Source organism: Mucilaginibacter sp. CAU 1740 (assembly GCF_039839285.1).
GTDB lineage: Bacteria > Bacteroidota > Bacteroidia > Sphingobacteriales > Sphingobacteriaceae > Mucilaginibacter.
On record NZ_JBDOQS010000010.1, the window covers coordinates 40,372 to 66,312 of the forward strand.

17 protein-coding genes are annotated in these 25,941 nt (G+C 46.5%); all 17 read left to right on the forward strand.

What is annotated here, in order from left to right:
- Nucleotides 1-246: 246 nt before the first annotated feature.
- Genes AAFN85_RS20680 through AAFN85_RS20760 form a run of 17 tightly spaced genes read left to right on the forward strand, consistent with a single transcriptional unit; the run spans nt 247 to nt 25,938 of the window.
- Complete coding sequence (locus AAFN85_RS20680) at nt 247-831, forward strand: DUF4255 domain-containing protein (RefSeq protein ID WP_347529515.1); 585 nt, start codon at nt 247-249, stop codon at nt 829-831.
- Nucleotides 832-870: 39 nt separating this feature from the next.
- Nucleotides 871-2,061, forward strand: a complete 1,191-nt coding sequence (locus AAFN85_RS20685) for a hypothetical protein (RefSeq protein WP_347529516.1) — start codon at nt 871-873, stop codon at nt 2,059-2,061.
- A gap of 18 nt (nt 2,062-2,079) precedes the next feature.
- Complete coding sequence (locus tag AAFN85_RS20690) at nt 2,080-3,531, forward strand: phage tail sheath C-terminal domain-containing protein (RefSeq protein WP_347529517.1); 1,452 nt, start codon at nt 2,080-2,082, stop codon at nt 3,529-3,531.
- 11 nt (nt 3,532-3,542) lie between these two features.
- Nucleotides 3,543-5,531 (forward strand): phage tail sheath C-terminal domain-containing protein, encoded by a 1,989-nt coding sequence (locus AAFN85_RS20695; protein WP_347529518.1) that lies wholly within the window; start codon nt 3,543-3,545, stop codon nt 5,529-5,531.
- Between the two features lie 43 nt (nt 5,532-5,574).
- Nucleotides 5,575-6,006 (forward strand): phage tail protein, encoded by a 432-nt coding sequence (locus AAFN85_RS20700; protein WP_119408240.1) that lies wholly within the window; start codon nt 5,575-5,577, stop codon nt 6,004-6,006.
- 2 nt (nt 6,007-6,008) lie between these two features.
- Complete coding sequence (locus AAFN85_RS20705; RefSeq protein ID WP_119408241.1) at nt 6,009-6,467, forward strand: phage tail protein; 459 nt, start codon at nt 6,009-6,011, stop codon at nt 6,465-6,467.
- Nucleotides 6,468-6,471: 4 nt separating this feature from the next.
- Nucleotides 6,472-6,654: a DUF5908 family protein gene (locus AAFN85_RS20710; RefSeq protein WP_347529519.1), complete on the forward strand. Its 183-nt coding sequence runs from the start codon at nt 6,472-6,474 to the stop codon at nt 6,652-6,654.
- Nucleotides 6,654-7,325, forward strand: coding sequence for a LysM peptidoglycan-binding domain-containing protein (locus AAFN85_RS20715; RefSeq protein WP_347529520.1), 672 nt, complete (start codon nt 6,654-6,656; stop codon nt 7,323-7,325). Before AAFN85_RS20710 ends, AAFN85_RS20715 begins: the two co-directional genes overlap by 1 nt.
- Before the next feature lie 7 nt (nt 7,326-7,332).
- A complete protein-coding gene (vgrG, locus tag AAFN85_RS20720) occupies nt 7,333-9,084 on the forward strand; it encodes a type VI secretion system tip protein VgrG (RefSeq protein WP_347529521.1) in 1,752 nt (583 codons plus the stop codon).
- 9 nt (nt 9,085-9,093) lie between these two features.
- Nucleotides 9,094-9,384 (forward strand): PAAR domain-containing protein, encoded by a 291-nt coding sequence (locus tag AAFN85_RS20725; protein WP_347529522.1) that lies wholly within the window; start codon nt 9,094-9,096, stop codon nt 9,382-9,384.
- 5 nt (nt 9,385-9,389) lie between these two features.
- A complete protein-coding gene (locus tag AAFN85_RS20730) occupies nt 9,390-9,812 on the forward strand; it encodes a GPW/gp25 family protein (RefSeq protein ID WP_347529523.1) in 423 nt (140 codons plus the stop codon).
- Nucleotides 9,813-9,820: 8 nt separating this feature from the next.
- The gene (locus tag AAFN85_RS20735) at nt 9,821-13,117 is read left to right on the forward strand and encodes a hypothetical protein (protein ID WP_347529524.1); all 3,297 of its coding nucleotides are present in this window, start codon (nt 9,821-9,823) and stop codon (nt 13,115-13,117) included.
- Nucleotides 13,114-15,825 carry a hypothetical protein gene (locus tag AAFN85_RS20740; protein ID WP_347529525.1) on the forward strand — a complete coding sequence of 904 codons (2,712 nt, stop codon included), beginning with the start codon at nt 13,114-13,116 and terminating at the stop codon, nt 15,823-15,825. Before AAFN85_RS20735 ends, AAFN85_RS20740 begins: the two co-directional genes overlap by 4 nt.
- 18 nt (nt 15,826-15,843) lie before the next feature.
- A complete protein-coding gene (locus AAFN85_RS20745) occupies nt 15,844-19,875 on the forward strand; it encodes a hypothetical protein (RefSeq protein WP_347529526.1) in 4,032 nt (1,343 codons plus the stop codon).
- Nucleotides 19,876-19,883: 8 nt separating this feature from the next.
- Nucleotides 19,884-21,404 (forward strand): contractile injection system tape measure protein, encoded by a 1,521-nt coding sequence (locus AAFN85_RS20750; protein ID WP_347529527.1) that lies wholly within the window; start codon nt 19,884-19,886, stop codon nt 21,402-21,404.
- A complete protein-coding gene (locus tag AAFN85_RS20755; protein ID WP_347529528.1) occupies nt 21,401-24,955 on the forward strand; it encodes a DUF4157 domain-containing protein in 3,555 nt (1,184 codons plus the stop codon). Before AAFN85_RS20750 ends, AAFN85_RS20755 begins: the two co-directional genes overlap by 4 nt.
- Nucleotides 24,952-25,938, forward strand: coding sequence for a tetratricopeptide repeat protein (locus AAFN85_RS20760; RefSeq protein WP_347529529.1), 987 nt, complete (start codon nt 24,952-24,954; stop codon nt 25,936-25,938). Before AAFN85_RS20755 ends, AAFN85_RS20760 begins: the two co-directional genes overlap by 4 nt.
- The last annotated feature ends 3 nt before the right edge of the window (nt 25,939-25,941 follow it).

The following is a 25,941-nucleotide window of genomic DNA, read 5'->3' on the forward strand; positions in this document are numbered from 1 at the left end:
CCTAAAAAAATCTCCCCAAAATCCCAGTTAAACCCAATCCATAAAACCGTTTTTTAACCACGGGTTAAAGGTTTTGTGTTTTTTTAACCCATTCATCCTTACGTATTTATACGCATTATAATAGCGTATATACACGCTGATAATTACGTGCCTACACTTGCAGGTTGTAAAATCCTGATACCCAACTTTACATCAACATCAGCAGGTAACTGCAACTACCTATAAACCTATAAACGAAACATTATCATGATTTACCAGGCCGTTAGTTTTTTAGCCGAGCAGTTAAATAATTATCTCAAAACAACCGAGGGAAACGCCGGGCTTGCATCAAATTTTACGCAGCTTAAAAACGTTGCCCACCTAAGCGATGATGAGATCAAGAGCCTGGAAAATATATTGGTAACACTGGTAAACATATCTGAAGAGTTTACCATGAAAAATATCCCCAACTATGTACGTGATGGCGACAACATTAATTACCGCAACGCGCCCATGTACCTTAACCTGTATGTGCTTTTTTCGGCCTGTTTGCATACCTCTTACGAAAAATCGCTGATCTACCTTTCGCAGATCGTTGAGTTTTTTCAGGGGAAAAACACTTTCACTAAACAGAACAGTCCAACAACCAAAGTAGGTCTGGGCGATTTTCGCCTCATCCTGGATATCTACTCGCCCACATTTGAGCAGGCCAATTACCTGTGGAGCACATTGGGCGGCAAACAATTTCCATATGTACTGTACCGCGTAAGGCTGGTTGAAATACTGAGGGATAATGTGACCGAGACACGCGGCATCATCAAAAAAATTGAACTGAGCGATAAACTGAGTTAATAATTACTAAGGCTATCTGCCAATAAATTATAACCTGCAATGATACTTAACCTGGACTACGAAACGCTTTTCGAGATCAATATCCGTCACCATTATCATTTGGACGACGGGGATAAGCCTTTTGACACGCTTACGGCCGATGCGCAGGTAAATATGTTAAAGCGCTACAGTGTAGGTAGTTTCATGAGCATTGCCCCAACAGCGGTTACCCTTGCAAAATTTGCAGGCTTACATGTAGTTTTTAAACAAACGCCCACAGGTATCATTACCGGTGTGCCCACTACGTTAAACGCAGGCAAAAAACAGCCGCAAATTGTACCTGCCGATAACCTGGTGTTCAGTTTTAAACTGGCTATAACTGATGGGCTTTTCGCTAATTACAGTTCATTGCCATTACAGGCCCCAATGGGCATGGTGTATTATTTTACTAATGATCCGGCTTATAGTCCGCGGGTATCGCCATCATTAACAGCTACTGTAAACAAGTACAAAGCAGGTACAAACTATTATCCCGGCGATATGCTGGTAGATAATCCTGCAGCGCCAACCAAGTTGTTTATCGCCCAGAAAAAAAACAGTCTTAACCCAACTCTGGGTAGCACACCGGCTGGCAATTGGATCACCGATCCGCTGATAGGGGGGAAGCCTTTAACCTATGCAAGCAGCAATGATCTGATCCGCCAGTCCGGCCGCATATTTACCTACCAGGTATCTGTTGCGGGTAAAACACCCAACCTGGTTATTAAAGATAGGAGCGGCAATTCGGTTAACCTGATCACCAATATGGAAACAGGCGCGCTCAACACCCTTAAAGCCGATATGGGGGATTTGCCCGAGGGTTTGTACTCGGCGCACATCAGCACTGCCGATAACAGTTATAAAGATGATTTTAGTTTTTACTACAGCCAGGACGCATCGGCCTGGGCTTTTATTGATATCTGTGTAAAAACAGGTAATGCGGTGTATAACCTGTTGCAGGCCGATACTACGCTGAAATCGCCGGTGTTTAGCCTGCGCTTTAAAAACAGGGCAACTTATTGGCGGTATGTCGGCAAATTATTCGGGCCGGCATCGGTAACTGACAACGCGCTGCCATTAACCAGGCAGGGCTTTATAACGGTGAAAGTGAAGGATAAAAACAACAAGCCAACCACTACCGATCTGCCCAACGCTACGGCGGCGCTCATTAAACCAGAAACGAACCAAATTTTTTCGGACATATTTTTTTAGGATTTAAAAAACAGTAATATGGCAACAACATACAAAACTCCAGGTGTTTACGTGGAAGAGATTCCGCTCCTACCTCCATCGGTGGCCGAGGTTGAAACGGCTATCCCCGCCTTTATAGGCTACACACAAAACATCGCCTACAATGGGGCGTCATTGTTAAATGTTCCTACCCGGATCAAATCCCTGAAGGAGTATGAGCAGATCTTCGGTTTTGCTGAAAATACGGCTTACATAACAACGGGCGCAGCAGGTATCAAGATCAATAAAAGCGGTACCGCTTTTGTATTGGATACCGTGCTTACCGATCCCTACACTACCTTGAAATTCAGAATGTATTACTGTTTGCAGCTTTACTTTGCAAACGGCGGCGGCCCCTGCTATATTTCTTCGGCAGGGCAAACCGGCGCTGCGATAACCCCCAACGAAACCGATTTGGGAAAAGCCCTTGATGCAGTTCAAAAAGAAGATGAACCAACCATTATTCTTTATACCGATGCCGTTAATATTACCGATGCCACCAAGTACTACGGTTTATTCACTTCGGCATTAACACAGGCGGCCTTTTTGCAGGATAGGGTTGTGTTGATCGATCCCCTTGTTGCCGCAGCTGATAAAGGAAAAAAAGCGTTTGCTGATATAGCTACCGAGTTTCGCGGTAAAATTGGCGTAAATAACCTTAGCTACGGAGCTGCTTACTACCCGTGGTTGCAAACAAGTATTCCTTATTTTCTTGATGAAACACAGCAGAAAGTAGTTGCGGGTGCGGGCGTGTTGCCTGCCGACATTCCGGCTAACGCCGTTTTGCGCGATGATAAAAACACAGCTACATCTATCTATCATTTAAACAGCGATCTATATAACACTATCAAACAACAGATAGACCAGTTTTCGCTCATATTACCTCCGGCTTCTGCTATTGCGGGCGTTTATGCCTCGGTAGATAATACCCGCGGCGTTTGGAAAGCACCTGCCAATTTGAGCCTCAATATGGTTGCCGCGCCAACTGTAAAAATTGACGATGCCGACCAGGAAGATATGAACGTTACCAGCACCGGTAAATCGGTTAATGCCATCAGGGCATTTTCTGGCAAGGGTGTATTGGTTTGGGGCGCACGTACCCTGGCTGGTAATGATAACGAGTGGCGCTACATATCGGTAAGGCGTTTCTTTAACATGGTTGAAGAATCGGTTAAAAATTCAACGCAGCCTTTTGTATTTGAGCCAAATGATGGTAATACCTGGGCTAAGGTGCGTGGTATGATAGCCAACTTTTTAACGCTGCAATGGCGTGCGGGGGCACTACAGGGTGCCAAGCCCGAAGACGCGTTTTTTGTACACGTAGGCCTGGGCGAAACCATGACCTCGCTTGATATACTGGAAGGTCGGCTTATAGTTGAAGTGGGCATGGCTGTGGTACGCCCGGCTGAGTTCATCATTCTGAAGTTCAGTCATAAAATGGTTCAATCTTAATTCGATTAGCAATGGCTTATAAAACACCCGGCGTTTATGTGCAGGAAATTGCACTATTCCCACCATCAGTAGCCCAGGTTGAAACCGCTATACCTGCTTTTATCGGCTTTACGGCATCCGCATTAACGCCCGACGGTAAACCGTTAACAAACATACCTACCCGTATAAAATCATTACTGGAGTTTGAAAGTTTATTTGGCGGGGGATATGTTGCGACAACAATTAAGGTTACGGTTAACCCGGCCAACAACCAGATCCTGGGCGTTGCACCCGATAAGCGTTTTCATTTATATGTATCGCTCAGGCAGTATTTTGATAATGGGGGCGGCCCATGTTATATAGTTTCTGTTGGTGATTATTCGGCTGCGGTAACTGCTACACCGATCTCAAACGGAATAGATACCCTAACCGCCGAAGATGAACCTACACTGATCCTGTTTCCGGATGCGGTTGAATTACTAAGCGCAGGTAATCCCGATCTGACAGCTTTTAGCGGTTTGCAAACTAAAGCATTGAGCTTATGTGCTTCCATGCAGGATAGGTTTTCAATATTAGATGTATTGCAAGGCGATAAAAGGCAGGATCCTACTTATAAGCCGATAGATAATTTCCGCAGTTCGATAGGCATCAATAACCTTAATTATGGTGCGGCCTATTATCCCTGGATCATAACAAGCTATGATGTAAATGTTGATTTCAGGCAGTTGGAGTTTTGGAATAATGCTTCGCCATCTGTTAAGATCACCAACTACGATGGCTTTTCAAAAAGCACTGACGAAAAAGCGCTGGTAACCAACCTGCAAAACGCCGGTAAAGACACCGATAAAGTGATTGGCTTTGTTTTTAGTAACACTGCCGATGCTACAGCATTGAGGTTAACCGGGGTTGACGCCGTTAAAGCAAAACTGGATGGCTTCGCCAACAACATCGCCCAAAATGTAACCCCCGATGTTATGCTAACCAGCTACATGGATCTGTTAGCATCCATAGTTACCGCTGGTAAAAAAGCTAAAGATGCACCGGTAGCTGCCGCTTATGGTAATGATATCGACGCGCTGAGTAAAGATACAAAACTGCAAACCGCCATTATCACGCTCATCGGTTATGAAAAAAATGGCAAGGTAAGCGCCAATATGACTGCTGGCCGCGATGCTTCAACAGTATACAACGCGCTGGATAATACGCTTTGGCTAAATAATACAACCTATGCAGCAGCTGCTGCCAATGGCGATAATTTTACCAAAGATGCAACCGGAGCGCTTTCTATAGTGCAGGCATTGCAAAGTACAGTTGCCACCATATTAACCGGTTTTGGAGGGTTGATAAATGGCGCGTTGTTTTATGAAAACCTGGCCGAGAATGCCTTGTTTTCGGGCAACGTATTTTTCGGAGCTGCTAATTCTGCTGTTTCCCTAAAATTAAGCACCATCCCGCCATCGGGCGCTATAGCCGGGGTTTATACCAATGTTGATGGAACCCGCGGCGTATGGAAAGCTCCTGCCAATGTAAGCCTGAATAACGTAGTTGGCCCTGCTGTAAAAATAGATAACAGCGATCAGGACGATATGAATGTTACCGCTACTGGGAAATCGATCAATGCTATCAGGGCTTTTGCCGGTCGCGGTACTTTGGTTTGGGGCGCGCGTACGCTTACAGGCAACGATAACGAGTGGCGTTATATCCCGGTAAGGCGTTTCTTTATCATGGTTGAAGAATCTGTTAAAAAGGCTACTTATCCTTTCGTGTTTGAAAATAACGACGCCAACACCTGGACAAAAGTTAGGGTGATGATCCAGAACTTTTTAACGCTGCAATGGCGTGCAGGCGCGCTGCAAGGTGCCAAACCCGAAGACGCGTTTTTTGTACACGTTGGCCTTAATGAAACCATGACCGCGCTCGATATTTTGGAGGGCCGCATGATAGTTGAAATAGGCATGGCCGTAGTACGCCCGGCCGAGTTTATCATCCTCCGTTTCTCGCACAAAATGCTGGAGAGTTAATCAATAAATCAAATCAGTTGAATTTCATTTAATAACAAATAAAATGGCAAATTATCCTCTACCCAAATTCCATTTCCAGGTTGACTGGGGTGGCACACGCATTGGTTTTACCGAAGTTACCGGCCTGCAAATTGAAACCGAAGTGGTTGAATACCGCGAAGGCAGCAGCAAGGAATACAATAAGGTAAAAATGCCCGGCATGCGTAAATACGGCAATATCACCCTTAAACGGGGCACCTTTGCCAACGATAATGAGTTTTATGATTGGATGAACACCGTAAAACTAAACCAGATAGAACGCCGCGACCTCACCATCAACCTATTGAATGAAGAGCACCAGCCGGTGGTTACCTGGTCGGTTAAAAACGCCTTCCCGGTTAAGATCCAGTCGGCCGATTTAAAGGCAGATGCCAACGAGGCTGCTATTGAAACTTTGGAGGTTGCACACGAAGGTTTAACCATTAAAAACGGCTAAACATGGCCTTCGACGCTAAATCGGGTTATCCGCCTTTAGGCTTTCACTTTAAAGTGACGTTTACAGGCATTGGCGAGGAAGAGATCGACAGCCGTTTCCAGAACGTATCGGGCCTATCTATGGAGATGGAAACCGAAAGCAGGAAGGAGGGCGGTGAAAACCGTTTTGAACATGCCTTACCGGTACGGGCCAAGTTCCCGGCGCTGGTATTGAAACGCGGGCTGATCACCGAATCGAAACTACTGGTGGATTGGTGTAATAACGTGTTCAATAACTTTATTATCGAACCAAAAGACCTAACCGTTAGCCTGCTTAACGAAGAGCACGACCCGCTTTTAACCTGGAATGTAGTGCAGGCCTGGCCAAAAAAATGGAGCCTGAGCGATTTGAACGCCGAGCAAAACAGCATCGCTATTGAAAGCTTTGAGTTGCAGTACCAGTATTACACCCTTCAAACCTGATGTTATGCCTATCGAGATCAGAGAACTCAACATCCGCGTAAGCGTGAACCAAAGCCCTGCCGAACAGGATTCGAAAGGTGGCAGCGGTGGAGATAAGGGCGGTGGTGGCGGTGCCGGTAAGGATGAGATCATTGCCGAATGCGTGGAGCAGATTTTGGAAATATTGAAAAATAAAAACGAACGCTGATGCCTGATAACGTAACCAAAATGAAGATCGTGGCCTGGTCCGATCCTCAGAACAAAAAGGAGGAAGGCTCCATGTTTGTGCAGGTGAACCCCGAAAGCTACAGCCAGAAGATAGAGATCAAATACTCTGATAAGCAGGCGCAGGGCACATCGGGCAAGCTGCCCAAGTTTTCCAAGATCGAGCCGCAAAAAATGGATTTCGAACTGATGTTTGACCGTACCGGGGTGATCAATGGCGCTACCGCCGGGGAACTGGGGATTGACGAGGATATCGAAAACCTGCAAAAGCTCATTATCGAGTACCAGGGCGATAAGCACCGGCCGCGCTTTGTAAGCATTTATTGGGGAACGCTTCAGTTTGATGGCGCGCTTGAATCGATGGATATCAGCTATAAACTGTTTGATAGCCAGGGCAGGCCGCTGAGGGCTATAGTAAAAGCCGGTTTCATTGGTTCGGTTGAGGATAAGAAGCGGGTAGCTAAAGAGAATGCCCAATCGCCCGATTTGATGAAAGTACGGGTGATTAACGAGGGCGATACCCTGCCGCTGCTCTGCTACGAAATGTATGGCGATTCGAAATATTACATTGAAGTGGCCCGCGTAAATGGCCTTAACGATTTCAGGTATTTAACCACAGGTTCAAAGATCAAGTTTCCACCATTAAATCAATAATAACACCATGGCCGATAGCCGCACCATAGAAACCACCAGGCCCGGTACCGTTGTAACCCCGGTTGTAAAAATTGAGGGTACCGAAATACCGCGTACCATGCAGGTGGAAGCTATTGTGATTGATAAAGGCGTAAACCGCATAGCCGCTGCCAAACTGGTAATTATGGATGGCGATAGCTCGGCCCAAAAGTTTGATGCCAGTAACGGCGATCTGTTTGTGCCAGGAAAAAGCATCGAGATATTGTGCGGTTACCAATCTGATAATTATACGCTTTTTAAAGGCGTGGTGATAAAACACAGCATCAAGCTGCGCAACAGCGGCTCGCAACTGGTAATTGAATGCCGTGATAAAGCCATAGCCATGACCCTGGCCCGCCACAGCAAATACTTTGGCGAAAAGGTGAAGGATAGCGATGCCATCACAACCCTTGCCGGTAACTACAGCGGTTTAACCGCCGATGTAGCCACCATGAACGTAACCACCAGCGATTTGGTGCAATACGAAGCTACCGACTGGGATTTCATCACCGCCCGCGCCGAAGCAAACGGCATGCTGGTTTATACAGATGATAACGCGCTTACCATTAAAGCCCCTGAATTGAGCGGGAGCCCTGTTGTAGAGTTATCATTTGGTGCCACCATGCTGGAGTTGGATGCCGAGATCGATTCCCGGATCCAGTTTCCATCCGTAACCGGCCGCACCTGGAACCCGGCCTCGCAGGAGATTGAAAAGGTTGATGGTAATCCGCCATCAAGCGAGATGAACGGCAACCTGACTGCCGATGACCTGGCAGGTGTGTTTAATGAAAAAGATTTCCACCTGAACCACGGCGGCAAACTTACCCAACCTGAATTACAGGCCTGGGCAACCGGAATGAAGCTGAAACAGGTACTGTCCAAAGTGCGCGGCAGGGTAAAGTTTAAAGGCATCCACACGGTAAAACCCGGCATGATCATTAAGCTGAGCAACCTGAGCGACCGCTTTAACGGCAACGCCTTTGTAAGCCACATTCAGCACCATGTATCTGCAGGTGACTGGCAGCTGGAAGTACAATTTGGATTAGACCCGCAATGGTTTACCGAAAAGTTTGAGACCAGTATTAAACCGGCCTCGGCATTGATCCAGGCGGTACCCGGCTTGCAAATAGGTGTAGTAACCCAACTGGAAAGCGACCCTGATGGCGAATGCCGCATTTTGGTACGCATGCCGGTGATCAGTCCGGACGATCAGGGCATCTGGGCGCGCGTAGCCACTTTAGATGCCGGTAAAGATCGCGGAAGTTTCTTTTTACCCGAGGTTGGCGATGAGGTGGTGGTAGGTTTTTTAAACAGCGACCCGCGCAAACCCGTGGTGCTGGGCATGCTGAACAGCAGCAACAAAACCGCGCCGCTGCAGGCTGCCGATGCCAACAACCAAAAAGGCTTTGTAACCCGCAGCAAAATGAAAATGATTTTTGATGATGATAAAAAATCAGTCACCATCGAAACTCCTGCCGGGAAAAAAATAACGATGGATGAGGATGCCGGGGCGATAGAGTTGAAGGATGAGAATAACAATTCCATCAAAATGAATAGCGATGGTATCACCATTGAAACCCAGGGCAAGCTGGTGCTTAAAGCACAGCAGGATTTTAATGCCGAGGGGATGAATGTAAGCCTGAAAGCCAATACCTCGCTCGCGGCCGAAGGATCGGCAAGTGTGGAAGTAAAATCGAGCGGAACGGCAACGCTTAAAGGCTCAATTGTACAAATAAACTAATTACCAAAAATGGGAGCAGCAGCACGGATAGGCGATATGCACGTATGCCCTATGTTCAACGGCCCTTCGCCCCACGTAGGCGGGCCGGTATTGGGGCCGGGGGTACCAACCGTACTCATAGGTGGCATGCCCGCCGTTTGCGTAGGCGATATGTGCACCTGCGCCGGTCCGCCCGATTCGATCATCATGGGCTCGGCCACAGTGATGATAGGCGGAAAGCCCGCCGTCCGCATGGGTGATAGCACAGCCCACGGCGGATCGATAGTGTTAGGCTGCCCAACAGTAATAATCGGAGGCTGAAGAAAATGGAACCAAAAATAGCTTTTATAGGCAGGGGTTGGAGTTTCCCGCCCAGTTTTGATAACCACGCCGGTAAAGTGGAAATGCTTACCGACGAGGCCGATATCGAGAGCAGCCTCGGCATACTGTTCACCACCCGGCTGGGCGAGCGCGTAATGCAGCCAACCTTTGGCTGCGATTTACAAAACGTAGTTTTTGAGGCCGTGAACCTTACCCTCAAAACCTACATCAAAGATTTGATAGAGACTGCCGTACTGTACTTTGAACCCAGGATAACGCTTAACAGCACCGACGTTGACAGCAGTATGGATAACGAAGGGATCTTGCTTATCAAGCTTAATTACACGGTGCGTACCACCAATTCGCGGTACAACTACGTGTTCCCTTTTTATAAAAATGACCTTACCAGCATCATGACCAACAAATAGAACTAACCATGGCCTGTAACGATAAAAATCCGCTTCAACGTGATGGCTCAAGCCAATCGCAGCGCTTTTTGAAAGCGCTCGATCCTGCCTACGCCCCAATTGAGGAATTGGGCATGGAAGATTGGCTAACGTTCGCGGCCGCTTATGCCGATAAACTTAACTACTACTCGCTTAAAGACAGCGACCACCCTCAAGGCGATTGGAAACCTTTCTTTATCCAGGATAAAAAAGCGCTGCAGGATTTTCTGAAACAGGTTGAAGTAAAAATGCAGAATGCCGATCTGGGCTTTCCCGATCCGAGCATCAAAAGCGATGTAGAGCCGCACCTGGCCCTGTTCATGAGCTTTATCATGCTGCTACAGCACTCTAAAGATGCCTTGAACCAGTTTACCGGCCGCCACCTCGATTTTTATTTTAAGCAGGTGTTGCAACTGCGCAACCGCCCCGAGGTACCCGATAAAGTACACGTAATATTTGAACTGGCCCGTAACCTAACCGGTTTCCTGCTGCCGCAAGGCACCGCGCTTGATGCCGGCAAGGATAAAAGCACTAAGCCAAAGCCTATCGTATTTAAAACAAATAGCGAACTGGCCGTAAACAGTGCCACCATAGCCGCCATGAAAAGTTGGTACAGGGCTGATGCTGACAAGAGGGTTGCCTACGCTGATGTAAGTTTTTCGGCAGATGGTTTGGGTACACCTTTTAAGGATGATGTACCTAAATGGAACCCTTTTGGTAACGCCAGCTGGCCAACGGCTTCGATGGGTTTTGCCTTTGCATCAAAAGTTTTATTGATGAGCGAGGGCGACCGTACCATTGCTTTAACGTTAAACTTTACCGGTCTTGGCGCGCTCAGCGCTTCGGTATTGAGCAACCAGTTTAAGGTGTTTTTAACATCAGAGAAGGATTGGATCCAGGCCGATTTTCCGGTAACCGATGCCTTTAAGGTAAGCGGACAACAACTGGTTATCACCGTAAAGATCCCGGCTAAAGCCAAGGCTATAGTCCCTTATAACCAGGCTATTCATAAAGAAAATTATAAAACGGATTTCCCGGTTATCCGCCTGTTAATGAATGTTAACGGCGATGCTTATTCGGCATATAACGTTTTAAACAAGGCCAAACTGGCTAACGTGAAAATTGACGTTGCTGTAACCGGTATGAAAAACTTATCGGTTGAAAATGATAATGGCAAGGTTGATCCATCCAAACCATTTTTCGCTTTCGGCGCGTTACCTAAAACAGGTTCAACGCTTTATATAGGTAATGCCGAGATCTTTCAAAAGGAATGGACAGAGATCTCGCCCCAAATAGAATGGAAGGGCGTACCTACCGATCTGGCCAAGTACTATACCGCTTATCGCGATAACTTTGTAAATAAATCCTTTACTCCGGCTAAATACGATATCACACTTGATAACTCGGGTAATGCAACTACAACTAATGGTGGTAGTGCTGTTATAACCGGTAAAGACAGCGTTAAGGCAAAAGTTTCTTTTATAAAAGACGGGAGCTGGTCGCCAGCGGGCGAGATCACGGTGCTTGATAATACTTTTAAGCTTCAGCCCAGCGGCGTACAGCAGCCGGTAAATCAGGCCTCTTATTTCATTAACCAATACCTGTATTTTAATGTATCGGGAGCGTTTAACGAAGGCAACGGTGTTCAGGCCGAAAAGGCTTTAATACAGCAGTATGTGCAGCCCATGCAGTTCTTTTTTCCGGTATTAGGCTTTATTGGCTTTCAGCAATTTAGCCAGCCGGTGCAAACGCAAACAGAAAACTTTTCGGCAGGGGTAAAGGATAATTATATCCGCATCAGCCTAAAGCAAGACTTTTTGCACGATGCTTATCCAAAACTATTTGCTGCCGCGATGAGCAACACCGCCCGCACATCGCTGATACCAGAAAAACCTTACACGCCCGAAATAGCGTCCCTTACTGTAGATTATAAAGCATCAGCCTCCAACAAAATTGATGACCTGACAAGCAGCAACGATAATACCGCCCTGCTAAGTGATTATTTAAACCACGGCGTACAGTTTTTTCACGAAACACCCTTTGGTCAATCCGAGCAACATGCCTTTCTTAAAAAACAATATCATGGTTTAATAGATGCCAATATCAGCGGAATGCCTAAAGTGCCTGACCTGGCAGGGTTTTACATTGGCATAGCAGGTATTGAAACAGGTTCGGTAGCGAGCATTCTGTTCCAGGTTGCCGAAGGGAGTGAAGATGCACTAGCACCATCATTTACAGATACCATCCAACCTAAATGGTATTATCTCTCCGGCAACGAGTGGCTGGTTTTGGATAAGAAAAATATCATCAGCGACGATACCAACGATTTTTTACGATCAGGCATTATCAAATTTTTGATCCCCGAAGGTGCTACTACCAATAACACTTTCCTCAACCAAAACCTTACCTGGCTTGGCGTGGAGCTACCGGTTTCGGTAACTATCGATTCGGTTTGTAAATTCATTAACGTACATATCCAGGCCGCCGAGGCTGAGTTTGCAGATAATGACAACGAGCTATCTCACCTGGCAAGCGGGCTACCTGCCGGTACCATTAGCAAACTGGTGGATAGGCTGCCGCAGATCAAATCCATCGCACAGCCCTATGCTTCCTTTGGCGGACTGCTGCCTGAAGATGATGGCGCGTTCCGGTTAAGGGTGAGCGAACGTTTGAGGCATAAACACCGGGCCATCACCATTTGGGATTATGAGCATTTGGTAATGGCACAATTCCCGCAGGTGTTCAGGGTTAAATGCCTTAACCATACGGATGATAGCAGCGAAGTTGCGCCCGGCAGTGTGCGGGTGGTGGCTATTCCTGATATCCGCAACCAGATCAGTTTTGATCCTTTCAAACCACGCGTAAGCAAAAATACCCTGAGCGAGATCACCAAATACCTTTCAGGGCTCAACTCGCAGCATGTTGATCTGCTTACTATCAACCCGGATTATGAGGAAGTGACCCTGTCCTTTAAAGTGAAATTCTATTTCGGGCTGGATGAAAACCTGTACGCGGCGAAGTTGAATACCGATCTGATCAATTACCTGTCGCCCTGGGCTTTTAACCAGAACGCCGATATTGATTTTGGCGGCACGCTGTACAAAAGCGTAATGATCCGCTTTATTGAAGAACTATCTTATGTTGATTATATAGCCGATTTTAAAATGTACTTCACCGCCACCGGGCCTGCAAATCCCGATGTGCTGGAGGCCGGCAATTCGAAAGCCATCCTGGTATCGGCCAAACAACACATTATTGATACCCAAACCGTACCCGTATGCCCATGACAGATCAGTTAACCATACCAAAAGAAATTGATACCAGCCTTGGGCCTGAGTACAATACCCTGCGCACCGAGGGCATGCAGCACATCCGCGACCTGGCCAGCGCCATCTGGACGGATTATAACGTGCACGATCCGGGCATCACCACGCTCGAGATGCTATGCTACGCCCTTACCGATCTTAACTATCGAATCACCTTACCGGTAGAAAACATTGTTGCTGTTGACCATGATAACACGGCCAGCATGCACCAGCAGTTTCTATCGGCCATCAAAATATTACCAACTTACCCGGTTACCCCCGATGATTACCGCCAGCTTTTTGTGCGGATTGATGGTGTGCGCAATGCCTGGATAAAAAAATCGCCGCACAGCATTATCGCCAACTATAAACAGCCGGATGGCAAAGCTTTACTGCGTTATGCAAAAAACGCCGAAGCTGCAAAAACAGGTGAGGAAGTAAAATTCGACCTGAAAGGCATCAATGATATCCTGATAGATTTTGAAGATTTTCCCGAACTGGAAGGCGATGAAATTAAGATCAAAGCCAAACAGGATGGTATCATCAAACAAATAAAATCGGTATATCACTACTTTCGCGAGTTGTGCGAAGACCTTGACCAGGTTAAGGCCGTTGATAAGCAGGAGATAGTGGTTTGTGCCGAGATAGAGCTGCAACCCCAGGCCGATCCGGAAATGATCTGGGCGCAGATCATGTTCAACATCGAACAATATTTAACGCCCGATATTCAATTTTACCTATTGCAGGAACTGTTGGATAAAGGCATGCAACCCGATGAGATATTTGAAGGCCCCGTAATGGATTTTGCTAACCTGCAAGGCATCGATACCCAATTTGCCAAACAGGGTTTTATTATCCCTGCCGAGTTGGCCGCCTCGCAATTACGTACCGAAGTGCGGTTGTCTGATCTGTACCGCATCATTATGGAAATTGATGGCGTGCGATTGGTAAAACGCATCTCGTTCGGTTTCTGCGGATGTACCGCCACGCAAGCCGAGGTGGCCGATAAGATCTACAAATCAAACGAGTGGTTGCTTTGCGTAGCCGCCGGGCATAAGCCGGTGCTTTGTGAAACCAATTCATCCTTCACATTTTACAAAGACGTAGTTCCTATCGAACTAAAACAAAACGAAGCCGATGCCGACCTGGACAAGCTCCGCAAGGATTGGCAGGATAGCGTTGAAGCCAAAAAAATAGTAGACCTGCCCGTACCCGAAGGTGACTACCGCGACATAGGCCACTACGAAACCCTGCAAAACCAGTTCCCCGAAAATTATGGCATCTCGCCGCTGGGGCTATCGGATACCGCCACTACCGAGCAACGCTCACTTGCGCTGCAACTGAAAGCTTACCTATTATTTTACGATCAGGTACTGGCCAACTATTTCGCCCAGCTCTCAAACGCCAGGGTGCTTTTAACAGCCGACGACAGTATCCGCAAAACCTATTTCAGCAATGTGGTGAACAGCGTACGCGATGCCGATAAAATAGTGGAAGGCTACGCCCAATGGCAGCAAATGGTTGATGGCGTGATTACAGAGATTGGTCAGGACAATTATCCCGAAAGGAAAAATAAATTCCTTGATCATTTACTGTCGCGCTTTGCCGAGCAGTTTAACGAGTACGTGTTTTTAATGTACCGCATTTACGGCGAGGATTACCAGCGCAACATCATCAGGCATAAGGTTAAGTTTTTGAAGGATTACGACCAGATGAGTATTTGTCGCGGCGCGGCGATGGACCTGTTCAATACCAAAACTGATGAGCAGCAGCAGGTAAATGTATCGGGCATGGAAAAGCGTATCTCGATGTTGCTGGGTTTCTCTAACTATAAAATGCAGCAATTAAGTGTTGAAGATTATGCCCTGTTTAAATCAGATGCCACGCATTACAACTGGACGATATCGCAATTAGGCATTGTGAAATTTAAAGGCAACGCCAATTACTTAAAAGAGATTGATGCCTATGAAGATCTGGGCCTGGTATCTGTTTTGGCTTGTGATAGGGAAAACTACCGCTTAAGCCCGGGAGTAACGGCCGGCAAATATGTGTACAATATTGCTAACGCGCAAAATACGTTGCTTACCAACAATGATATGGAATTTAGCGCGGCGGCTATTGAAACCGAGATCGGTTACATTATTGATTTTATGGAAAATAGGTTTAAGATGGAGGGCATGTATGTGATTGAAAACATCCTGCTTAGGCCGCCATTTGATTACACCGGCGATGATAAAACGCATCACCAGTTTATGCCCGTTTGCCTTGACCCCAACGGCGAATATTGTAACCCGCTCGATCCCTACTCGTTCCGCATTTGTGTGATACTGCCGGGTTACAGCGTGCGGTTGCGTAATACAGCGTTCCGGGCTTATGCCGAGCGGCTGATCCGCACCGAAACACCGGCCCATATTTTACCGAGGATCTGCTTTATCGGTCACGACCAGATGGTTGATTTTGAAAACCAGTATAAAGATTGGCTTAAAGCTAAACACATAGCGGTAAGTACCGATGCCGCTATGGACCCGGTAGTGAACAGCAAATTCATCGACCTGATAGAAAAACTTTACACCGTTTACCAGCAGGGCCAACTAAGCGATTGCGATGATGATACGCAGGAAACCAACCCTATAATATTGAATAAAACCAGCCTTGGCACCTTGCAGGGCGGCACAAATAATAACAGTTAAAACCTAAATGAAAAAGCCATGCCTCCAGTAACCAACATAAAGCTTACCGATATCACTTTAGAGTATAATTCCTTTGTTGATAGCCAGGTGCTTACCGCCAAGCAGCTAAATGATATTGTAGATTTTTTTGAAGATCAGCAACGCCTTACCCGTACTTGTTTAATAGGGGTAGGCCTGGTATGCGGTTTAAGTTTTAAAGGCGATGCCAATGGCATTACCGTAGGCAAAGGCTGCGGCGTAACTACCGACGGCGACCTGCTGTACCTGCCTGAAACCACCTACACAAACTTCAGGGCTTATGATAATTCGCTCATCAAATATCCGCCTTTTTATCCCTTGGGTACCGATAGCGCGCAGATGGCTTTATGGGAGTTGGTTGCTGCCGATGATAAAGGGGCTTTCCCGGCAGATAGTACCGCGCTTACAGGTTTTAAAGCCAAAGCAGGTAAGGAATTGACCGAAATGTACGGCTTGCTTTACCTCGAATACTACTCTAAAGATCCTGACGCCTGTACCGCGATAGATTGCGATAACCAGGGCCGCAAACAGGTGGCCCGGCCAAAAGTATTGCTGGTTTCGCAAGCGGATATGAACCAGATCATTGAGCAAACAGGTTCGGAAGTTATTTATGATGATATCTACAAAAAGTATTTCAATGCCTATAACTCTTATATAGATGCGCCTGTGTTGGCAGCGCGCCGGGTGTTTTTAAACTCGCAGAATATAGCTACATCTGCAACACTCACCGCCGCCTTTGCTAATACAGCAAAAAGCGGTGCGTTTGTTTTGGTAAACGCCATCCAGGCGTTGTATAACACCTTTAAATTTGTACTCGATCCGCAATCTGTTTATCCTATTAATAGCGTTACAGCTATCATCAGTACATCGCTTAGCCAATCGACGGCACCATTGCAATCGCAATATTTGTATGATTTTTATAAAGACCTGTTAGCTACTTATAACGAACTGAGGGCCTTGCTGGTTGATATTGTTTACCATTGCTGCCCTAATATTTACGCATTCCCTAAACATTTGATGCTAGGCGCTTTAAATATTACTGTAGGTGCCAAGCCAACACCATACCGTCACCGGTTTTATTCGTCGCCGGCAGTGAGTAGCAACCGCGAAAAACTGAACGCTGCGATTAACCTGTTGGATAGGCTGAATATTATGAGCAGCGCTTTCTCGCCATCAGCAGGTGCGGGCGTTAAGATCACCCCATCGGTTGATAACAGTAACCCGGTAGAGGCACGCGCCATTCCTTTTTATTACGGTAGCAAAACCCCGGCCCTCGCACCAAAATGGAGCTATAACCGCTGGTTACAGGGTACAGATAAATTGATATTGGGGTACAATGCTAACTTGTATTCGCCTGCTATTGATTCGGTTGTTAATCCTTTAAGTTATTCGATAGATGGGAACAACTTTTTCAGGATCGAAGGCCATATAGGTAAAACCTATACCGATGCCATGGAGGCCGTTGAAAAGATCAGAACGGAGACTAACCTGCCTTTTGATGTGGTAGCCATACGCCTGGGTACGGTAACGCTTGATGATATTGATATAGATGATTATGCCTGCCAGTTTAACGACCTCGAGGCCACTTTGAGGGCTTTCCAGGCCGAACAGAATTGCCTTTACGGTGATGTGAGCCAGTTTTTTTCGAGCTTTGATACCAAAACAGGCTACACTACCGCCCGCGAGGTGCGCGGCCAGCTTGCCGAACAGCAACTATCATTAGCCAACGAAGGAGATATACCTGCCCGCACCGAAAAAAGAATGGCCAAAGCAGCGGCCGAAACTGCCGGCACCGGCGCACGTGAAAGCGCCCAACAGGAAGTAACCGGCGGATATGTGATCAACAAAAATGCCGAACGTGGAGATAAATATGTGATCAATGGCGGTACCGACGCGGTTGATTTTAACATTATAACCGAAAAGGATACTGTAGGTTATTTCCTGGATATTATACGGAAGCAAGGAAATTCCGTTAGTATCTCCGATTATGTTGCCGCAGCCGGGCAGGCCGTTGATACCTCCAAAACGGGATCGTACGAGCAGGCTATAGCGGTTGATATCCCCATCCGTATGATTGCCGGTACACGGAATATTAGCCAGTGGCTGCCCGATAGGTTGGTGGATATTGACGAAGATACCATAGATAATTTTACCACCCGGCTGGATGACCTCTGCAACGAGGTTAAATCAGCAGCTAAAAGAAGCCGTGATATTTTTGCCAAGGCCGATTATGTGCGCAAAGGCTATGAGGATGATTACGAGCTGCAACTGTGGCGCTTGTCAGAAAACTGCTGTGCCGGCCAGGCATTGGCTGTAATATTAAAAGAAATTGAAGACCGCAAAACAAAGCTGCTGAAACAGCTTACTTTCGCGGCCTATTCGGCCAGTCATACCGGTTTGGAGCATTTGGCCGGAGTGCCTGCCGGCGGCACTTTTGTAATGGTGTACGCGGCAACCGTTGCCACACCTAATCCAACCACGCCGCCAACCAAGGGTTTAGGCGATGAGCGCTTTATTCCGTTAGAAGATGATAAACAGTTTGTTAAAGGTTTTACCAATGATAAGGCTGCCATCGAATACATAGCCAAAAATGTAGCTTATGAGGATATCCCGGATGCTATCAGGTACTACGAAAAGCGTTCGGGCCGTAAATATAACCCAACTATCGAAGCCGAGATCATTAAACAGGCACAACGGGCATCTATGGAACAGGGCAGACAAAGGGCGGTTGCCGCAACCCCCGATGTACCTGCCGATGTGGTATTTGCCGATTTTTGCCTGCCTTACATGTGCTGTTCAGATTGCCCGCCTATAGGCTTCATTATGCCTAAACCGCAGGTGGGCTTGAGCTTGCCTAAAGCGGTAGCATGTTCGGACGAAGGCTTGCTGCAATTTAAAGTGAGTCCGGTTGATGGCATTATCAAAGCTTCGGCTGGGTTTGAGGATACTGTAGTTAGCAAGGATAACATAACTTACTTTGACACTACTAAAGTTAAAGATGGCTCATTTGGCCAGGCCGTTAAGTTTACCGTGAACGAGCAGCCAACAGAATGCACCATCACCGTATTTAAACATCCGGAAGTTAAACCAACCGCCGAGCCAAGCGATACATCAACCTATGCTGTTTACATCCGCTTATCGGCAACCACCAACCAAAAAGATGGTGATTCATTCGCATACACCTGGACAATGCCTGATGGGCAAGTGCATGCCAACCTTACCTCGCCGGATGACACAGCTACCCTGCAATACGATTTTCTGCGTAAAAACTTCCCGGATGGCAAGGTTACGTTCACGTTATCGGCTGTTAACCATGATTGTAGCGATACGCAATCCGTTGATTTTACTGTCGAAATTCCTGAAGAACAGGTATTGCTGCAGCTGGCCAAAAACGAGGTATGTTCAGACGAAGGCAATATCAACTTTACAACAGTACAACCGTTGGATGGCATTGTAACATCAAAAACACTGGATGCCCAGGTTAAATTGCTGGGCAATCAATGGGTGGTTGATCCATCAAAAGGGCCGTTTGACACCAAGATCGGTGATTTTATGGTGAATGATAAACCGATACCCGATTGCATTATCATTATTCATGAGCACCCGGCGGCAAGCTTTGATTATAAAGTATCAATAGATGCTGAAAAGGGAGCCGCAACAGTCGCTTTAAATAATAATACACCCAATGCCGGAAGTTTCAAATTCACATGGTCGTTTGATGATGGTACTACAAGCAACGAGGTAAGTTTGGCCAAAGTATTCGACATGCGTCAGTACCCTCGGGGTCGCAATACAGTAATAACGCTCATTGCTGTAAATGGTAAATATGATAGTTGCCGTGCTGTTTATAACGTAACGGTTGCTTTGCCGCCTACCAGAAGCATACCAATATTTACCCATTTGCCAACAGATACTCCAATAATCAGAGACACAACTATAAGAGATACCACGATAAAAGATATCACTACAAACCCGGATATAACCAAAATTGATCCTACAGTTATCAAAAAAGATCCGGGAACAGACAAATAAGCTAAACAATGGCTAAGGGTAAACATATCATCCATAAGCTGGTACTGAACATTGAAGTGCCGCGGCGTAACACTGCGCAACAGGTGCAGGACGATGCCGTGCGCCACTTTGAGCAGGTGTTAATGAAGCAACTGGAATTATTGCTGGATAAAATGGATGTGCCCAACCATGTGCTGATAGATAAGATAGACCTCGATCTGGGTTCGGGTAAATTAGAAGACGTTTTTGAGCAGCTAACAGCAAGCCTTGCCAAAGTGCTCGATCCGGTTTTGAACCCGTCGATATTGCCTAATACCGAAGAGGAAGAGGCGGAGATCAGGCACCTGGCATTAACCGAAGAGCAAAAAGCTTTTGATGTATTTGTGTACTTTATTACTACCGGTCGTTTACCATGGTATGCCGCAGCTGATACCGATTGGCTGCAACAGGAGGATTTATGGTTTAGTAAGCTATTATCTGTTTTAGCAAGGGAAAGCGTTTTAAGATCAAAGCTAAGTGGCGTTTTTAAAACTTCGGTACTGGCTGTAAACAGGTTGTTTAAGCAATTCAGCATTAGCTCTGTAAAAAAACTGCTTATTGTTTTATTGACAATAGAAGAGCAGCAGGTACAAAAAACGGTTGAATTGATTGTACAGCAAGTACAGTTAAAAATTGCCGGTAAAGGGCAAGAAAGTAATGCGAAAACTAATACGTCATTACCTGAAGATATTGCGATATCAATAAGCCATAACAAAAAGAGCGATGCTAATGAACCTGATTTAGATAGAGGTACATTATTGGCGATAATAGAAAAAATGCTCTTCGCCCTTTATGTGCGCAAAGGTGAGTTTTCTATCATTTCGGAAGAAATGGCAGGAAAGATGGCCACTTTATTAGTGGAATCGTTTAAAATATCCACTCAACCCTCTATATCAAAATTAATTGAAATTGCCGCTACCATTTTAAAGCAGCAGGAACAGCAACCTATCGCACAAAAAAACAAACCAACAGCAACAACCGAAACAGACCCCATACAAAAAGAAGATGAGGGAGGTGTTTATGTTAGCCAGGCCGGTTTGGTGATCCTGCACCCATTTTTAGAATATTTTTTTAAAGATTTTGGCTTGCTGCAGGATAATGATTTTGTGGATCTGCCTGCAAGGCAACTGGCCGTTCACCTGTTGCATTACCTGGGTACGGGTAATACCAACGCCTTTGAGTACGACCTGTATTTCGAGAAGTTTTTATGCCGATGGCCTGCTGATGAACCTTTGGAGCGCGATGTGGAGATTCCGCAACGGATGCTTGACGAGGCAGATAATATGCTGCTTACTGTAATCAAATATTGGAAGGCGTTAAAAAATACCTCGCCCGGTGGTTTGCGCGAAGGCTTCCTGAACCGCAATGGGAAACTGATAGAGGCCGAACAGCCCGCTCGCCTTATAGTTGAGCGGATGGACATGGATATCCTGTTATCAACCCTGCCATGGGGCATGGGTGTGATCAAATTACCCTGGATGGTTGAACCTTTTTACGTGGAATGGCAATGAAAACACCGCAAAAGGCAGCACCCGCCAATACCAAACAAGCGCAGCCCGCAAATCAGCAGGCATCGAAAGATAATTTCTTTTCGGCCACTCACGAGGCTGAGCAGTCTAAAGAATCCCCGTTTTTTGAAGGCAACCGCGTGCAACGCAAAATGACGGTGAACGAACCCGGCGATCATTTTGAAAAACAAGCCGACCAGGTAGCCGATAAGGTTGTTCAGCATATTAATCAACCAAAAACACAGACTAATTCTGCTCCGGGTAATGCTACTGCTGGTGCCACTAATTCCGCACCCGCACCCGCCACTACTCCATCCGTTCAAAAAAAGGATGATAAAAAAGAAGACAAGCAGGAAAAAGAACAAAGCAGCGGCGATAAAGAACTGCAACGCCGCCCCATTTTTGAAAGCGATGGCGACCCCAACGAGGGTAATACATTAAAGCGTAGCAGCCAGGCCGCTGTACCGGATGTATCGCCCCAAACCCAGCAAAAAATTGAAAGCAGCAAAGGTGGCGGCGAGCCACTACCCGCCAACACCCGCGAAGATATGGAAGGGGCTATGGGTACAGATTTGAGTGGGGTGCGGGTGCATAATAATAGCGAAGCGGCGGGCCTGAGTCGTGATTTACAAGCCCAGGCTTTTACGCATGGCAATGATATTTATTTCGATTCGGGCAAGTATGATACACAGAGTACATCCGGGCAACATTTATTGGCGCATGAAGTGGCGCATACGGTGCAGCAGGGTGGTGGAGGCGTAAAAAAGAAAGGTATTATTCAACGGGCAGAAATGGGCGTGGCCGACGGTGGAGGAGCCAAAGTTCATGCGGGAAAAAGCAAGATAGATAAAGATAATAAAACCATAAAGGTTGATAGCATAGAGCTTCCCGGTTATAAATACGATATGATGACCAAAAAAGCCGATTACTCATTTAAATATGTAGCAAGGAGTGATAAGCAACGGGAGATTTGGGAAAAGGCGGCAGCTGTAGATGGAGGATTTAATGATAAGTTTAAAAAACTACAAAAAGAACAAGTGCCGGAGGGCGGGAAGGGCCAGAATAAGGATGTTTATTTTATGGTTTCGAAAACCAATGCGACCGGAGGGGTACTTTTCGGTAGCCCGGATGAGATTCGAACCCGTTCAACCAGGCCCGATTGGCGTCGTGATGGCCGGAAGCATGAGTTTCAGGTAGATCATAAAGCAGAGCTTCAGATGGGTGGTTCCGATACGGATATTGGCAATTTATGGCTTTTATCTCAACCCATCAATGGTTCAACTGGGCCTACCATTCAGGCAAATATAGCAAGAGCTGTAAAGGAAACTTTAAAGGCTGAAGAGGCAAACGATCCCGAGAGTGTAAAGGGGGTGTCGGCAGGTGGAGAAAAAGGAGGGTACGATATTACGGTCGAAAAATTGGTTAAAAAAGGGTCGCCAGATACCGTAGGCGATCAGGACAAATACTCTCTTACAGATATACAGAAAGGCGAGCATCTTAACGGAATGCGTTTTTTGGCCCCAGGCAAAGATGATAAGCTTTTAAAAGCATTTGTAGATACGGAAACAGTACACCTCTTTTTTAGCGAAAGACGCGGCAAGCCTCTTGAAATACCCAAGAAAGGACCGTTTAATAAATATAATATAGTTTCTTTAAGTTATGCTCCCGAAACGGATATTATGCAGGCTGGGGGCAGCGGTGAGATGCAGGTACAACTGTTTAAAAGCAGTAAGGTTGCAAATGAAGAAGTTATTAAAGTTCCCATAAACCCCATACCCGGCATTTATGGAGGTTATGTTTCCAAAGTAAGCATTTTACAGGTACTGAAGCCAAAGCTTAAAGCGCTAAGTCCGGTTGAGTTATCAAATGCCGAATTTAATGATGAGGGTAAACTCGAAGCAAAAGGTAAAGTACACACCACTATCCCGCTTATTGACAAGGCGGATATTGACATCGTTATTGATAGTGACGGTTTAAGCATCAGGAAAGTTTTTAATAGCGGCGAGATCAAATTGCCACCGCCATTTAAAATTATTGATACATCGCTGGGTATTACACTGGGCGATTCGGGATTAACGGTTGATGGTAATCTTAATTTTGAGATCAACAAACTTGGAAAAGGCGAAATTCATGCAAAAGGGGGCTCTTCGGGGGCTTTCGCATTGGGCGGATCATTCGATTTTGATTCAAAAACATTTGATCCCGCACGTATCACAGTTGATTATACAAAGCCCGGTGAAGGGGCCGGCGGCGGGGGATTATCTGCAACCGGCGAAATTGGCATTGGCCCGGGCAAAATAAAAGGAATTAAATCGGCACATATTAATGTTAATTATGCTAATGATGTATTTTCTGCCACGGGCACTGCCGAACCGGATATTAAAGGCGTAAAAAGCGCCGAGATCCATGTTACCTATGGCAATGATCAATTAGTGATAGGCGGCAGCTTTGTACTGGACGAAAACATACCCGGCATTCAAAGCGGCAGCGGCTCGGTTGAGGTTACCCGCGGGCCTGACGAAGTTTATCACGTTAAGGCCAATGGTACAGCAGTACCCAAAATACCTAAGATCAATTCGCAGCTCACCATCGCCTATGATGATGGCGCGCTAACCATCGAGGGCAAAGCATCCTACACTGCCGACAGGGTATCCGGCGAGGTAACTGTAGGCGCAACCAACCGCGCCATATCTGCCGATGGTACGCCATCAGGCCCGGCAGGAGATAAGTTCACCGCTTATGGATCGGGCAAATTAACCCTTAAAGTTACCGATTGGCTGCAGGCTTCGGCCAGCGTTAAAGTAACTCCTGCCGGGGAGATCGAAGTAGTGGGCAGATTAGAGCTACCATCGGCCGTGGATATCTTCCCGCAAAAATCTATCGATAAGCAGCTGTTTAAAGCACCAACTATCGAGATCCCGCTGTTTGCTATCCCGTTGGGGCCGCGTAGCATCGGTGTGGTGGCAACCATTAATGGCGGGCTGGATTTTAAAGCCAGCGTAGGGCCGGGCCAGTTAAAAGATGTTTTCGGCCAAATTCAATTCAATCCTTCTCATCCTGAAGATACCGTGATCTCGGGCGGGGCCAAATTCTCTATTCCGGCCAAGGCAGGCATCCAGTTACATGCCGATCTGGGTGTGGGGCTTAGCATTGGTGTGGCCAGTGTTACCGGCGGCATCGAAGTGCGGGGTGGTTTAGGTTTGGAGGGCGAGGCAAGCGCTGCGGTAGATCTGTCCTGGTCGCCAACCAAAGGGTTTGAATTTAATGCTTTAGGAGAGATAGAGGTACACCCTAAATTCACCTTCGATGTGAATGCCTTGCTGAGGGCTTCCCTTGATTTGGGCTTGTTCGATATCTCCAAAGAATGGCGCAAAAACCTGGCCTCGTTCAGCTACGGACCTGATCTGCAGGTGAAAGTATCGCTGCCTGTTCATTATAAGGATGGCGAACCATTTGATGTTAAAACCGACGATATAAAAGTTACCTATCCGGATATCAATATCCCCGAAATAGCGGGAGGCATAGCCGATAAAGTTAAAGAAGAAATGTTATGAGCAACCAAAGCCAACTAACCGAATTAATAAACCTTGGCGCTATGCACCACCTAAACGGCAATTTTGAAGCTGCCGACCAATACTACGCCAAAGCTGCCGACCTGAACCAGCCAAGCGTAACGCTGCTGAACAACCGCGGGATGCTATTTTATCAGCAAAATAAGTTTAGCGATGCCCATGCGCTTTTTGAGCGGGCCATTGAGATAGACGATCACCATGCCACCGCATGGCTAAACCTTGCCAATACCGAAGTGTTGCTTGGCGCTTATGAAAACGCGTACCATGCCTTTAAGCAAACCATCCAGCTTAAATCAGATCAGTTTGAGGCCTGGGAAGGGCTTGCCAAACTGTATATGATCTCGGCAGATATGGATAGTGCCGAAACCTGCTGGCTGCGGGCCATTGAACTGAACCCCTCAAACCTGAACTTATTAATGGGGTTAGCACATGTTTACCTATCTACCAATAAATATGATGACGCCTTTGAAATGGCAACATATGTATTGTCGGAAAATCCACAAAATGGCAGGGCATTGCAAACCGCGGGACTGGCGCAACTGATGGTGAAAAACTACGCTTCGGCTATAGCTTATCTTAAACAGTATTTAAATCTTTTTCCTGCGGATGTGGTCGTGCGTAACCACCTGGCTGTGGCCTACCTACAAAGTAATGATATAATTGAGGGTGCTGCCGAGTACGAACGCATATTGGAGTACGATCCAGACAATGAGGAAGTGCGCTTAAACACTGGTGTGCTTTGTTTGGGTTTTGACCGTTTTACCGAAGCATTGCTGCATTTTGATCTGCTGCTTGAAAAGCATCCGGATAATAACAAAGGCAAGCTTTATCGGGGCATCGCGTTAGCAAACCTCAGCGAAAAAGCCAAAGCTAAACAGGTATTTGAAGACCTGCTGAACAATGAACCCGGCGAGTGGGCCGCCCATGCCAAAAAACAACTGGATCTGTTGAATAATTTAAACTAACCT

Excerpts from the sequence above, each read along its gene's own strand:
- AAFN85_RS20680 (WP_347529515.1), top strand. The coding sequence starts at position 247 with ATGATTTACCAGGCCGTTAGTTTTTTAGCCGAGCAGTTAAATAATTAT.
- AAFN85_RS20685 (WP_347529516.1), top strand. The coding sequence starts at position 871 with ATGATACTTAACCTGGACTACGAAACGCTTTTCGAGATCAATATCCGT.
- AAFN85_RS20690 (WP_347529517.1), top strand. The coding sequence starts at position 2,080 with ATGGCAACAACATACAAAACTCCAGGTGTTTACGTGGAAGAGATTCCG.
- AAFN85_RS20695 (WP_347529518.1), top strand. The coding sequence starts at position 3,543 with ATGGCTTATAAAACACCCGGCGTTTATGTGCAGGAAATTGCACTATTC.
- AAFN85_RS20700 (WP_119408240.1), top strand. The coding sequence starts at position 5,575 with ATGGCAAATTATCCTCTACCCAAATTCCATTTCCAGGTTGACTGGGGT.
- AAFN85_RS20705 (WP_119408241.1), top strand. The coding sequence starts at position 6,009 with ATGGCCTTCGACGCTAAATCGGGTTATCCGCCTTTAGGCTTTCACTTT.
- AAFN85_RS20710 (WP_347529519.1), top strand. The coding sequence starts at position 6,472 with ATGCCTATCGAGATCAGAGAACTCAACATCCGCGTAAGCGTGAACCAA.
- AAFN85_RS20715 (WP_347529520.1), top strand. The coding sequence starts at position 6,654 with ATGCCTGATAACGTAACCAAAATGAAGATCGTGGCCTGGTCCGATCCT.
- vgrG (WP_347529521.1), top strand. The coding sequence starts at position 7,333 with ATGGCCGATAGCCGCACCATAGAAACCACCAGGCCCGGTACCGTTGTA.
- AAFN85_RS20725 (WP_347529522.1), top strand. The coding sequence starts at position 9,094 with ATGGGAGCAGCAGCACGGATAGGCGATATGCACGTATGCCCTATGTTC.
- AAFN85_RS20730 (WP_347529523.1), top strand. The coding sequence starts at position 9,390 with ATGGAACCAAAAATAGCTTTTATAGGCAGGGGTTGGAGTTTCCCGCCC.
- AAFN85_RS20735 (WP_347529524.1), top strand. The coding sequence starts at position 9,821 with ATGGCCTGTAACGATAAAAATCCGCTTCAACGTGATGGCTCAAGCCAA.
- AAFN85_RS20740 (WP_347529525.1), top strand. The coding sequence starts at position 13,114 with ATGACAGATCAGTTAACCATACCAAAAGAAATTGATACCAGCCTTGGG.
- AAFN85_RS20745 (WP_347529526.1), top strand. The coding sequence starts at position 15,844 with ATGCCTCCAGTAACCAACATAAAGCTTACCGATATCACTTTAGAGTAT.
- AAFN85_RS20750 (WP_347529527.1), top strand. The coding sequence starts at position 19,884 with ATGGCTAAGGGTAAACATATCATCCATAAGCTGGTACTGAACATTGAA.
- AAFN85_RS20755 (WP_347529528.1), top strand. The coding sequence starts at position 21,401 with ATGAAAACACCGCAAAAGGCAGCACCCGCCAATACCAAACAAGCGCAG.
- AAFN85_RS20760 (WP_347529529.1), top strand. The coding sequence starts at position 24,952 with ATGAGCAACCAAAGCCAACTAACCGAATTAATAAACCTTGGCGCTATG.